The 12,682-nt window shown below is 66.2% G+C and carries 10 protein-coding genes; 2 read left to right on the plus strand and 8 right to left on the minus strand.

From position 1 onward, the window contains the following. Positions 1-74 precede the first annotated feature (74 nt). Positions 75-1,025, minus strand: coding sequence for an ankyrin repeat domain-containing protein (locus tag AC1VNY_RS23865; RefSeq protein ID WP_482407007.1), 951 nt, complete (start codon positions 1,023-1,025; stop codon positions 75-77). Between the two features lie 171 nt (positions 1,026-1,196). On the opposite strand from AC1VNY_RS23865, the gene AC1VNY_RS23870 reads away from it, so the two are divergent. Beyond that, positions 1,197-2,618, plus strand: a complete 1,422-nt coding sequence (locus AC1VNY_RS23870) for an amidase (protein WP_482407008.1) — start codon at positions 1,197-1,199, stop codon at positions 2,616-2,618. 34 nt (positions 2,619-2,652) lie between these two features. Here the strand turns inward: AC1VNY_RS23870 and bla are convergent, their stop codons facing one another. Next, the gene (gene bla / locus AC1VNY_RS23875; RefSeq protein WP_482407009.1) at positions 2,653-3,552 is read right to left on the minus strand and encodes a class A beta-lactamase; all 900 of its coding nucleotides are present in this window, start codon (positions 3,550-3,552) and stop codon (positions 2,653-2,655) included. A 100-nt stretch (positions 3,553-3,652) separates the two neighbouring features. Here bla and AC1VNY_RS23880 point away from each other — a divergent pair, with 100 nt between their 5' ends. Continuing rightward, a complete protein-coding gene (locus AC1VNY_RS23880) occupies positions 3,653-4,648 on the plus strand; it encodes a LysR substrate-binding domain-containing protein (RefSeq protein ID WP_482407010.1) in 996 nt (331 codons plus the stop codon). A gap of 137 nt (positions 4,649-4,785) precedes the next feature. Here the strand turns inward: AC1VNY_RS23880 and AC1VNY_RS23885 are convergent, their stop codons facing one another. The 6 genes from AC1VNY_RS23885 to AC1VNY_RS23910 form a co-directional block, all read right to left on the minus strand. Further along, positions 4,786-5,754 (minus strand): ABC transporter ATP-binding protein, encoded by a 969-nt coding sequence (locus tag AC1VNY_RS23885; protein WP_304496803.1) that lies wholly within the window; start codon positions 5,752-5,754, stop codon positions 4,786-4,788. Further along, a complete protein-coding gene (locus AC1VNY_RS23890) occupies positions 5,751-6,731 on the minus strand; it encodes an ABC transporter ATP-binding protein (protein WP_085970703.1) in 981 nt (326 codons plus the stop codon). The genes AC1VNY_RS23885 and AC1VNY_RS23890 overlap by 4 nt, the downstream gene beginning before the upstream one ends. Next, a complete protein-coding gene (locus AC1VNY_RS23895; protein ID WP_028334911.1) occupies positions 6,728-7,645 on the minus strand; it encodes an ABC transporter permease in 918 nt (305 codons plus the stop codon). The genes AC1VNY_RS23890 and AC1VNY_RS23895 overlap by 4 nt, the downstream gene beginning before the upstream one ends. Continuing rightward, on the minus strand, positions 7,611-8,567 hold the full coding sequence (locus AC1VNY_RS23900) for an ABC transporter permease (RefSeq protein WP_304496802.1): 957 nt from the start codon (positions 8,565-8,567) through the stop codon (positions 7,611-7,613). The genes AC1VNY_RS23895 and AC1VNY_RS23900 overlap by 35 nt, the downstream gene beginning before the upstream one ends. A 278-nt stretch (positions 8,568-8,845) precedes the next feature. Continuing rightward, positions 8,846-10,636: a peptide ABC transporter substrate-binding protein gene (locus AC1VNY_RS23905; RefSeq protein ID WP_482407011.1), complete on the minus strand. Its 1,791-nt coding sequence runs from the start codon at positions 10,634-10,636 to the stop codon at positions 8,846-8,848. Positions 10,637-11,108: 472 nt separating this feature from the next. Next, entirely contained in the window at positions 11,109-12,527 is a 1,419-nt protein-coding gene (locus AC1VNY_RS23910; RefSeq protein WP_482407012.1) for a M20 family metallopeptidase, read from the minus strand. Between the last annotated feature and the right edge of the window lie 155 nt (positions 12,528-12,682).

Raw genomic sequence — 12,682 nt, forward strand, 5'->3', positions numbered from 1 at the left:
CACCCGCATCGCATCTTCGATGCGATGCGACCTCCCCCGCAAGCGGGAGAGGGGGCGCACTGCCCTCGCGATTGCTAACGCGGCGTCAGCTCTTCGCGCAGCACTGAGAGGATGGTGAGATCGGCGGCATGCTTGCCGGCCTTGTCGGCCAGCGCAGGATCGGCGCCATGCGCGAGCAGTGTCCTGGCAATCGCCGGATGATTGCCTTCGGCGGCGATCATCAGCGCCGTGCGGCCGCGCGCATCGCGGTCGTCGACCCTGGCGCCGCCTTCCAGCAGGTATGAGACGACCTCGAGCGCCTGCGCCTCCGGCACGGTCTCATCGGGCCCGGCCGCCCACATCAGGAGCGTCAGATCGTTGGCGTAGCGCGCATTGATGTCGATCTCGCGCGCGAGCAGCTGCTTGACGATGCCGAGCTGGCCGCCCGCCGCGGCATAGACGACCGGCGGCTTGCCGGTGTCGTCTGCCTTGCGGCCGTCGGCGCCGTGCGCCAGCAGCATGCGCACCACCATGTCCCTGCCGGCATAGGCGGCGGCCGCGACCGGGGAGGCGCCGCTGCGTCCGGTGAGATTGACGTCGGCGCCGCGGTCGATCAGCCGCTGCACGATCGCGACATGGCCGCGCTCGGCGGCAAAATACAGCGCGGTCGATCCCGCGAGGTTGCGCGCATCGACCGGCGCGCCGCGCGCCAGCAGCAGGTCGACCATGGCAAGATGGCCGGAGCGGGCGGCGTGGCTCAGCGGCCTCGCGCCCAGCCGGTCCCGCGCATCGACCGAGGCGCCGTGATCGAGCAGCTCGGTGGCAAGGTTGATGCAATCGGCATTGGCGGCCGCGAACAATGACAGCGAGATCTCGACCGCGCTGAGCTGGGCCTTGTCGGTTTCGTATTTGCGGATCAGCTCGCGGCACCGTGCCGGATCGGCCGCCGCGAGGCTGCCGTGCACGCTGCCGGCAACGATCAGCGCGGCGAGGGCGAGGCGGCGATACAAGACGTGTTCCTCCGTATGGCGGATCGAGCGTCGCATGATCCTCCGTCGCTGCCAAGCCGCGCGGCCGGGAAGGGCCCGCCGGCACCCGGCAGGCCATGCGCCGTCGCGGCGCCGCGGCGTTGCGCCATGCGTCCGAGCCGATGGACTTGCCGCATGTCGCGCGGCACGATGCGGGCGTCGACCATCTCTGCGCGAGTCTTTGCCCGAATGAGCGATGATCTGTGTCTGCTGTCTGCGGTTGAGCTTCGCGGGCGCATCGCCCGCAAGGAGGTTTCGCCCGTCGAGGTTACGCGCGCGGTGCTCGCCCGTGCCGAGCGGCTGCAACCCGAATTGAACTGCTTCATCACGTTGTGCGGCGATGCGGCGATGGCGCAGGCGAAAGCCGCAGAGTGGCAAATCACGGCCGGCGAGCCGCCCGGTCTGCTCCACGGCGTTCCCTTCACCGTGAAGGACATCGTCAACACCAAAGACGTCCGGACGACCTTCGGCGCGGTGCCGTACCGGGACAACGTGCCCGACAATGATGCCGTCGCGGTGACCCGCCTCCGTGCCCAGGGTGGCATATTGATCGGCAAGACCACGACGCCGGAGTTCGGCAGCAAGTGTCTGACCGACTCGCCGTTGTTCGGGCGGACGCGCAATGCATGGAGTGCCGAGCGGTCCAGTGGCGGCTCCAGCGGCGGCGCGGCGGTGGCCGTCGCGAGCGGCATCGCGCCGCTGGCGGTTGCGACCGATGGCGGCGGCTCCACCCGGATTCCCGCCGCCTGCAACGGCGTGGTCGGAATCAAGCAGAGCAACGGAGTGATCCCGCATAGCCAGGTGCAGGATGCTTTCGGCAACCAGACCTATGTCACACCGACCACACGCACCGTTGCCGATACGGCGCTGATGATGCAGGCGATGGCGGGAGAGGACCCGTCGGACCCTTGGTCGATCGGGGTGCCGGTGCCTGACTATCTCGGCCTTGCCGCGCCGCGCGGCGACCTCAAGGGCCGGCGGGTGCTGTTCTGCGTGTCGCCGCCGGGGCGTCCGGTCACATCAGATGTGGCTGCGGCGTTCAAGGCAAGCCTCGACCGGCTGGCGAGCCTCGGCGCTGAGCTCGAAGAGTTTTCCGGCGACGGTTTTGACATCGAGCCGATCTGGCGTGCGATCAATCACACCGTCTGGCGCACCCGCTTCGAGAAGCTCGCGGCCGATCATCCGAATGATCTCAGCGCCACCTTCCTGAAGCAGCTCGCGCTGGCGGCGCAGGTCAGCGGTGTCGACTACCAGCGGGCGATGTTCGACCGCACCGCGCTGTTCCGCCGAGTGCAGTCGCTGTTCGCGCGCGGCGATCTCCTGGCGATGCCGACCTTGACCCGGTCGGCGCTGCCGATCGACCAGGACCTGTTCGGCGCGATCGAGATCGACGGCCGGAGTTTCGACAGCGTGCGGCCGCACTGGTTTCCCTGGACCATGCTGTTCAACATGACCGGGCATCCCGCCGTCAGCATCCCCGCAGGTTTCGGCCGCGACGGCCTGCCGATCGGACTGCACCTGGTCGGTCGCTTCCGGACCGATGCCGAACTGTTGCGCGTTGCAGCGTTGTTCGAGGCGGCGAGCGACTTGCTTGGTCGCTGGCCGACCTGATGTTGCCGGCGCCGCTGATCGCGGCGTCGCTGGTTTAGCCGCTCTGCCCGGCGCTCGCATTGGCGACGGCGCGGGCGACATTGGCGATCACCTCGTTGCACTTCTCCATGGGGGCGCTTGCCCCGGTCAGGTAGACCGTCACCACGATCGGCTTGCGGCCGGGCGGCCAGAACACACCGATATCGTTGTAAGTGCCGCGCTCGCCGGTGCCGGTCTTGTCGCCAACCCGCCAGTCGCGGGGCACGCCGGCGCGCAGCCGAGCGTCGCCGGTCTTGTTGGCGACCATCCAGTCGATCAGCTTCTGGCGCGAGGCCGCGGACAGGACGTCGCCGAGCAGCACGCGCTGCAAATCCTTCAGCATCGCGACAGGACTCGTGGTGTCGCGCGGATCGCCTGATACCCCTTCGTTCAGCGCTAGCTCCCAGCGATCGAGCCGGCTCACATTGTCGCCGATGGTGCGGAAGAAGCCGGTTAGGCCGGCTGGCCCACCGATCTCGCGGAGGATCATGTTGCCCGCGGTGTTGTCGCTCCTTGTGATGGCGGCCTCGCAAAGCTCGGCAAGCGTCATGCCCGAGTCGACGTGCTCCTTGGTGACGGGCGAGTTGGCCAAGATATCCTTGGCCTCGAACCGGATTTGCTGATCGAGGCTGGATTCGCCGCGATCGACCCGGTGCAGCACCGCGGCCGATGCCATCGCCTTGAAGGTGCTGCACATCGGGAACCGCTCGTCGCCGCGCCGGCTCGCGCGCAATCCCGTCTCCATGTCGAGCGCGGCGACGCCGAGCCGGCCGGTGGTCGCCAGCTCGATGCGTGCAAACTCCTGCTGCAGCCGCTGCGCCGGCTCGCTTGGTCCCGCCGCCGCACCTTGCCTCGGCAAGGTGCAGGACACCGCAAGGCCCAGCGCGTGCAATCCAAATGTCCGTCTCGTCAGCATGTCGAATCTCCCGTTGGCGGCGCGAACCTGCCGAACGGCGTGACGGCGCACAAACAATCATTTATACAGCGAGACATGAGGAAAACTTGGTCATGACGCCGTGCGCCGGCATCTCCCGCTGAACGCGCTGCGCGCCTTCGAGGCGTCCGCGCGGCTGCTCAGCTTCACCCGTGCCGGGATGGAGCTGCGCGTGACGCAGACCGCGATCAGCCATCAGGTCAAGCAGCTCGAGGATCTCCTGGGCACGAGCCTGTTCCGCCGGCTGCCGCGCGGGCTGGTGCTCACCGACGAAGGGCTGGCGCTGCTGCCGGTGCTGTCAGACGCGCTCGACCGGATCGGCGCCGCGATCGACCGCATCGAGGCCAAGGGCACGCGCGAGGTCGTGACCGTCGGCTGCGTCACGACCTTCGCGACCGGATGGCTCTTGCAACGGGTCGACCGCTTCAACCGCGCGCATCCCTATATCGATCTGCGCCTGCTCACCAACAACAACCGCGTCGACATCGCAGGCGACGGGCTCGATCTCGCGCTGCGCTTCGGCGACGGCTCGTGGCACGGCACCGAGGCGATCCATCTGTTGTCCGCGCCGCTCTCGCCGGTGTGTTGCCCCGACGCGGCGGACCGGCTGCGCAAGCCGTCGGATCTCGCGCAGGAATTCCTGCTGCGCTCCTACCGCGCCGAGGAATGGCCGCTATGGTTTGCAGTCGCCGGCGCGCCGTGTCCGAAAATCCAGGGGCCGATCTTCGACAGTTCGGTCGCGATGGCCGAGGCCGCCGCGCGCGGCGTCGGCGTCGGGCTGGTGCCGATCGCGATGTTCGACAACGAGTTGACCTCCGGCCGGCTGCTGCGGCCGTTCGCGGCCGAGGTCCCGGCGGGATCCTATTGGCTGACCTGGCTGAAGTCGCGCGACGTGACGCCGGGCATGCGCGCGTTTCGTGACTGGCTGCTCGACACGCTGCGGATGGAGGCGAGCGAGAGCGAGGAAGCGCAGGTGAAGGCGCCGGCCGCGCGGCCCAGGACGAAAGCCAAAGCGAAGGCCAAGACAAAGACTGCGAAGCGGCGGCGGCGGGCGAAGCTTTTTGCCCCGTCATCCTGAGGTGCGAGCGGAGCGAGCCTCGAAGGATCCACGGCCACCAGCGGGGCCGTCGACCCCTCGAGACGCGCTGCGCGCTCCTCAGGGTGACGGTGAGAGAGTGGTCGCGCCGACAGCTCGATCGTCGCAGGCGATCCACTCTACGCCAGATGGCACGCCACGGAATGCCCGTTCCTGCCTTCCAGCAGTTCCGGTGCAGTCTGCCGGCAGCGCTCTTCGGCGATCGGGCAGCGGGTGTGGAAGTGGCAGCCTCTGGGCGGATTCATCGGGCTCGGCACGTCGCCCTTCAGGCGGATGCGGTCGCGCTTCGCTTTGGGATCCGGCACCGGCACCGCCGAGAGCAGCGCCTTGGTGTAGGGATGCTGCGGATTGCGGTAGAGATCGCTGGCCTTGGCGAGCTCGACGATGCGGCCGAGATACATCACCGCGACGCGGTCGGAGATGTGCTCCACGACAGAAAGATCGTGGGCGACGAACAGATAGGTGAGGTTCAGCTCGGCCTGCAGATCCTCGAGCAGGTTGATGACCTGGGCCTGGATCGACACGTCGAGCGCGGAGACCGGCTCGTCGCACACGATCAGCTTCGGCTCCAAGGTGAGCGCGCGGGCGATCGCGATACGCTGGCGCTGGCCGCCGGAGAATTCGTGCGGGTAGCGGCGCATGTGTTCGGCCTTCAGCCCTACCTTGACCAACAGGCTCGCGACGCGGTCCTCGCGCTCGCTGGCCGAGGTCACGAGGTTATGGATGATGAAGGGCTCGCCGAGGATCGCGCCGACCGTCATGCGCGGGTTGAGCGAGGCGAACGGATCCTGGAACACGAGCTGCATGTTGCGCCGCATGGCGCGCAGGTCGCCGCCGCCGAGGCCGGTGACGCTCCGGCCGTCGAACACGACCTCGCCCGAGGTCGGCTCGATCAGGCGCAGCACGCAGCGGCCGGTGGTCGACTTGCCGCAGCCGGATTCGCCGACGAGGCCGAGCGTCTCGCCGCGGTTGACCGAGAACGACACGCCGTCGACCGCATAGACCTGGCCGACCTCGCGCGAGAGCAGGCCGCCCAGCACCGGAAAGTGCTTCTTCAGATTGGAAACGCGCAGCAGCGGCTCGCTCATGATGCGTCTCCGAGGTGGCAGGCCATGCGATGGCCGGGTGCGATCTCGCGCAGCCGCGGCTCCTTTTCGGTGCAGATGCTCATGGCGTATTTGCAGCGGGCAGCAAAACGGCAGCCCGGCGGCGGGTTGATCAGGATCGGCACCGAGCCGCCGATCGCCTCCAGCCGCGTCTTGTGCGCGGCGTCGAGATCGATGCGCGGGATCGAGCGGATCAGGCCTTGGGTGTAGGGGTGGCCGGGATTGCCGAACAGTTCGTCGACCGGCGCCTCCTCCACCACCTTGCCGGCGTACATCACGACGACGCGCTGCGCGGTCTCGGCGACCACGCCCATCGCGTGCGTGATCAGCATCACCGCCATGCCGAAGCGTTCCTTCATGTCCTGCAACAGGTCGAGGATTTGCGCCTGGATGGTGACGTCGAGCGCGGTGGTCGGCTCGTCGGCGATCACGAGCTTGGGGCGGCAGGCCAGCGCCATCGCGATCATCACGCGCTGGCGCATGCCGCCGGAGAACTGGTGCGGATAATGATGCACGCGGCCCGCGGCGTTGGGGATCTGCACCAGCTTCAGCATCTCGATGGTGCGTTCCAGCGCCTGCTTCTTGGTCACCGCCTCGTGGCGGCGCAGGCTCTCGGCGATCTGCTCGCCGATGGTCAGTACCGGATTGAGCGAGGTCATCGGTTCCTGGAAGATGAAGCCGATCTCCTTGGCCCTGATGTCGTCGAGCTCATGGCTGGTCAGCGGCACGAGGTCGCGGCCCTCGAAGATGATCTCGCCTTCGACGATCTTGCCCGGCGGCATCGCGATCAGCTTCAGGATCGACATCGCGGTGACGGTCTTGCCGCAGCCGGATTCGCCGACCACGCACAGCGTCTCGCCGCGGTTGATGCTGATGTCGACGCCGTCGACTGCCTGCAGGATGCCGTCGTCGGTGGTGAAATGGGTTTTCAGGCCCTTGATGTCGAGCAGTGCCATCAGATCACCTTGCGCGCGTCGAGCGCGTCGCGCAGCCCGTCGCCGATGAAATTGATGGCGACCACCGCGATGAAGATCGCGCCGCCCGGAAACAGCGCCCAATGCGGGCCGATGTCGAGAAAGTCCTTGGCGTCATAGAGGATGCGGCCCCAGGTCGGGGTATCCGGCGGAAAGCCGAGGCCGAGAAACGACAGCGTCGATTCCGCGATGATCGCGGCGGCGACGTCGATCGTGCCGGCGATGATCACGGGTCCCAGCGCATTGGGCAGGATGTGGCGCACCACCTGCCGCACCGGGCTTGCGCCGAGCGCGCGCGCCGCCTCGACGAATTCCTTCTCGCGCAGCGACAGGAACTGGGCGCGCACCAGGCGCGCGACCGGCATCCAGCGCAAGCCGCCGATCACCAGCACGATCAGGATGAAGATGCCGCCCTCGGGGCCGAACATCGCCTTCAGCCCGTCGCGGAACAGATAGATCAGCATCAACAGCAGCGGCAGTTGCGGCAGCGACAGGAACAGATCGGTCAGCCACATCAACGCGTAGCCGAGCGCGCCGCGCGACATGCCGGCGAGCGCGCCGATCAGCGTGCCGACGAACACCGAGACCAGCATTGCGGCGAGGCCGACCGCGAGCGAGATGCGCCCGCCATAGATCATGCGGGCGAGCAGGTCCTGGCCGAGATCGTCGGTGCCGAACGGATGCGCCAGCGACGGCCCCTGCAGGCCGGCCACGACGTCCATGTCGCTGATCGAGACGCGCCAGACGAACGGGCCGATCACGACGGCCGCGATCAAAAGCAGCAACAGCACGGCGCTGACCACGGCAGGCCTGTGCCGGCGGTAGCGCCGCCAGGTTTCGCGCCAGGGCGAATAGCCGCGCCGCTCAGCGGAAGGAGATGCGAGGGTCAAGCCAGCCATAGAGGACATCTGCGATCAGGTTGAACAGCACCACGAGACACGCGAAGACGAAGGTCACGGCCATCACGACCGGCGTGTCATTGGCGAGGATGGAGGAAATCAGCAGCGAACCGATACCGGGAATCCGGAAGATCTGCTCGGTGACGATGGCGCCACCGAACACGGCGGGCATTTGCAGCGCAATCAGCGTGACGACCGGGATCATCGCGTTGCGCATCACATGCTTGACGATCACCTTGGCCTGCCCGAGTCCCTTGGCGCGGGCGGTGGTGACATAGTCGAGCCGGATCACGTCGAGCATTGCCGAGCGCACGAAGCGGGTCATCGACGCCGCCTGGAACAGGCCGAGCACCATCACCGGCATGATCGCCTGCCGGATCATCTCCAGCAGCCAGCGAATGCCGCTGCCCGGCACGTCGGTATAGACGAAGGGCAGCCAGTCCAGCTTCACCGAGAACACCAGGATGAACAGGATGCCGGTGAAGAAAGTCGGCAGCGAGAAGCCGATGAAGGCGAAGGTGTTGGCGAGCTGGTCGAAGATCGAGTAGGGCCGGGTGGCGGCATAGACGCCGACCGGGATTGCGATCAGCAGTGCCAGCAGCTGGGCCGAGCCGATCACGTAGAGCGTGGTCGGCAGCCGCTGCAGGATCAGCGTGTCGACATTGATCCGACTGACAAAGGAGAAGCCCCAGTCGCCTTGCGCCATCGCCGCGAGCCAGTGCAGGTAGCGAAGATAGATCGGGTCGTCGAGGCCGAACTTGGCGCGCAGCGCGGCCTGCACCTCGGGCGGCACGTTCGGATTGGTCGCGAGCTCGCTGAACGGATCGCCCGGCGCGAGCGCCAGCACCACGAACAGCACGAGCGAAATCCCGAGCAGGCTCGGGATCGCGATCATCAGACGACGCAGGACATATTGACTCATCGAGAGATCATCTAACTAACGCTCGCACCTTGAGCACGTTGATCTTGCTTCCAGTCGAAAGGCGAGCTTCACCTCGCCCCGCGTGCGGGGAGAGGTCGGAATTCAAGCACAGCTTGAATTCCGGGTGAGGGCGACTCTCCACGAACTCACCTTCCAACGCATTTGCGGATAGAGCCCCTCACCCCGACCCTCCAAGAGCGAGCTCCGCTCGTCTCGACCCGTAAGAACGGGGAGAGGGAGAAGATGCACCTACTCAAACTCCGACCTGTCCCCGTGTCTCAGGTTTCACGATACCAGTCTTGCAGATTGTCGGTCTGGTTGGCCCAGCCGGAGAGCGCGGGCCGCACCGTGTTGGAGCAGGCTTCCACCGCGAGGCGGTGCATCACCGGGATCACCACCGTGTCCTGCCACATCAGATCGTTGCACTTGATGTAGAGCTCGGCCCGCTTGATCGGATCGGTCTCGGTATCGGCCGCCTCGATCGCCGTGTCGAAATCCTTGTTGACCCAGCGCGGGAAGTTCTGCCCTTGCCACTTGTTCTCCTTGGTCGCGGCATTGCGCGACAGATAGCGGCGCATGTGCAGGCCCGGGTCGGGTTGCGTCATCGGGATCTGGAACATCTCGATGTCGGCATAGAACTTGGAATAGGTGTCGGGATTGGCGACGTCGGAGGAGAAGAACACCGAGGCCACCACCGACTTCAGCTCGACGTCGATGCCGGCCTTCTGGCAGGCCTGCTTGACGATCGCCTGGGTCTTCTGCCGTGGGCCGTTGATCGAGGTCTGGTACAGGAGCTTCAGCTTCTTGCCGTCCTTCTCGCGGATGCCGTCGGAGCCGACCTTCCAGCCGGCCTGCTCCAGCAGCGCGCTCGCCTTCTCGACCGAGAACTCCCATTTGGTGTTCTTGGAAACGAATTCCTCGGGGCCGTTGAGATAATTGGCGGTGGCGCGGCCGGCGCGGCCGTAGATCACCTTCTTGACGGAGTCGCGGTCGACCAGCAGCGCCAGCGCCTTGCGCACCGCCGGATCCGACAGGATCGGATGCTTGGTCTTGATCGACGAGCGTTCGCCGTCGACCTCGGTGTTCGGGTCGGTGAAGTTGATGGCGATGAATTCGATGTCGCCGCCGACGGCATAGAGCGTCTTGCCCTTGCCGCCCTTTTCCAGCCGCAGCAGCACCTCGTCCTCGACCTGGATGTTCCAGGCGAAATCATATTCGCCGGTCTGGATCACCGCGCGCGCCGCCGACACCGCATCGCCGCCGCCCTTCATCTCGATCGTGTCGAAATAGGGCCGGTTCGGCATGTGGTAATCGGGATTGATCTCGCCGCGCACCAGATCGCCCGGCTTGAACTCGACGAATTTGTAGGGGCTGGTGCCGACCGGCTTCAGATTGTTCGGCGCCTCGCGCGACTTGCTGCCCTTGTATTCGGCGAACAAATGCTTCGGGATGATGCAGCCATAGGCGCCGACGAACGCGTTGGCCCAGAACGGCGTCGGATCCTTGAACTTGATGCGGACCGTGAGGTCGTCGACCTTCTCCACGGTCATGCCGGAATAGGTACCGCTCGAGACGGCTGCCGTCGCGGGGTCGGTGGCATATTCCCAGTTGAACACGACGTCGTCGGCGGTGAAGGGTTTGCCGTCGTGCCATTTGACGCCGGGTTTGAGCTTCCAGATCACCGTCTTGGCGTCGGCGGTCAATCCGCCGTTCTGGATCGAGGGGATTTCCGCCGCGAGGATCGGGTTGAGATGGCCGTCGATGTCCCAGCTCGCGAGCGGCTCGTAGAACAGCCGCGAGCCGTCCTGGTCCTTGGTGCCGGTGGCGAAGTGCGGATTGAGCAGGGTCGGACCCTGCCACCACAACAGCTTCAGCGGACCGCCGCCGCCGCGCTTGGTCGGCTTGTAGGGATTCGGGCTCTGCGCCATCGCGACGCCGCCGATCGCAAGGATCTGGTTGGCCATCGGCGCGGTGAGGCCGACGGCAATCATTCGCTTGACGAAGGCGCGGCGATCCATCCGCCCGTCCTTCACCTCGTCGATCATGCCCCGCAGATTCTTGTCGAACATTGTCCCCTCGGTCCGGCTCAATTGGTTATTGCGGCGGGCCGTGGAACCGGCCGCCGTGTTGGCGGCAGGATGGCACACCGAATGACCGCGAAGGTCAACGCCTCCCGCTCTTCAGCGCCTAGGTCTTTTGGCTATCGCTTGTGCAGAACCTCCGCTCGCCGCACATCGGTTCAGCAGATCGGCGCCAAAAGCGCGCTCTTGCGCGCCTCGCAGTGCGGAAAATTTGTTCGTTATCCTTTGTTCCGAGATGCTTTTTTGCCACGCAGGCGGGAGTTCGCGTCCGAAGCCCGAGCTATCGCATATGCGCTCGATCCCTCCACAAACTCGTCATGCCCGGCCTTGTGCCGGGCGTCCACGTCTCCGTTTCCGCGTGAGAAAGTCGTGGTTGGCCGGGACAAGCCCGGCCATGACGATGTGGATATGCGGTTGCTTGATCCCGGAGAGCAGGTCCGGCCCGCTCTCAATGCGGCTCTCAGGCGATCGACATGTCCAACGGCGGTGCAACATTCGCCGGCAGCGGACTGACATAGGGCGTTCTTGTGGTCCGCTTCTTGAGGTCGGCCTTGGCGGCCGCGATCAGCTCCGGCTCCATCAGCGCCTTGACGCCGAGGCCGGCCATCGCCTTGGCGGCCTGCACCATCGCCTTGTGCGCGGCCGGCGTCTTGCCCTGCGCCACAACCTGCCAGGTGTGGAACGGCGTGCCGATTGCAACCGTCGGTGCATGGACCTGCACGGTCGGCACCACCCAGCTGACGTCGCCGACGTCGGTCGAGCCGATCAGCGGATTGCGCTTGGCGTCGATCGGCACCAGGAAATCGGCGAGCGGCCGGTCGGTCGGCTCCATGCCGATCGCGTAATAGACCGAGGCGATGTCCTTGTCGGTCAGGGTCGCGCGGATCTTGCCGGCGAAATTCTTGTCGGCATCGTCGAAATGCGGCGGGCCGAGCTCTTCCATGATCCGGTGCAGCGTCTGTTCCAGCGGCGTGTTGGGCAGGATGTTGGAGACCGCGGAGATGATCTTCATCTCCACCTTGGTCTCCGTCATCAGCGCCGCGCCCTGCGCGATCTTGTGCACGCGCTCGACCAGCTCGTTCATGCCGGGCAAGTCGCGGGCGCGGATCGAATAGCGCACCCGGGCATGGGCCTGCACCACGTTGGGCGCGATGCCGCCGGTGTCGAGCAGCGCGTAGTGCACGCGGGCGTCGCTCGGCATGTGCTCGCGCATGTAGTTGACGCCGACATTCATCAATTCCACCGCATCGAGCGCGCTGCGGCCGAGATGCGGCGAGGCCGCCGCATGCGAGGTGCGCCCGGTGAAGATGAAATCGGCGCGGGTGTTGGCGAGCGACGGTGTCACCGCCACCTCCCAGAAGCTGTGCGGATGCCAGGTGATGGCGATGTCGGCGTCCTCGAACGCGCCACAGCGCACCATGAAGGCCTTCGCCGCGCCGCCTTCCTCGGCGGGACAGCCGTAATAGCGCACGCGGCCCGGCACCTTGTTGGCCGCGAGCCAGTCCTTCACCGCGGTCGCGGCGAGCAGCGCGGAGGAGCCGAGCAGATTATGTCCGCAGCCATGGCCGTGGCCGCCGCTCTCGACCGGGCGATGCTCGGCGATTCCGGCCTCCTGGCTGAGGCCGGGCAGGGCGTCATATTCGCCGAGGAAGGCAATCACCGGGCCGCCTTCGCCCCATTCGCCCATCACCGCGGTCGGAATGTCGGCGAGGTTCTCGGTGATGCGAAAACCCTGATGGCGCAGCTCGGCCAGATGTTCGGCGGATGAGCGCGCCTCGGTATAGCAGACCTCGGGCATCGCCCAGACCCGGTCGCTCAATTCGATGAAACGCGGCTTGATCGCGTCGACGCCGCGCCAAACATCACTACGGTTGTCCATTTGCTCCGATCCCTTAACTCGCTAGAGCATGATCCGGAAAAGTGTGAAGCGGTTTTCCGAAAGGATCATGCTCAGACAATGAGCCAAAGTGCGATGATCTCATCGCGCTTTGGGCAATCCGAAGCGCAAAAGGCTAGCAGCTTGGCGTGAGCGCG

This window comes from Bradyrhizobium ferriligni, from assembly GCF_056837965.1.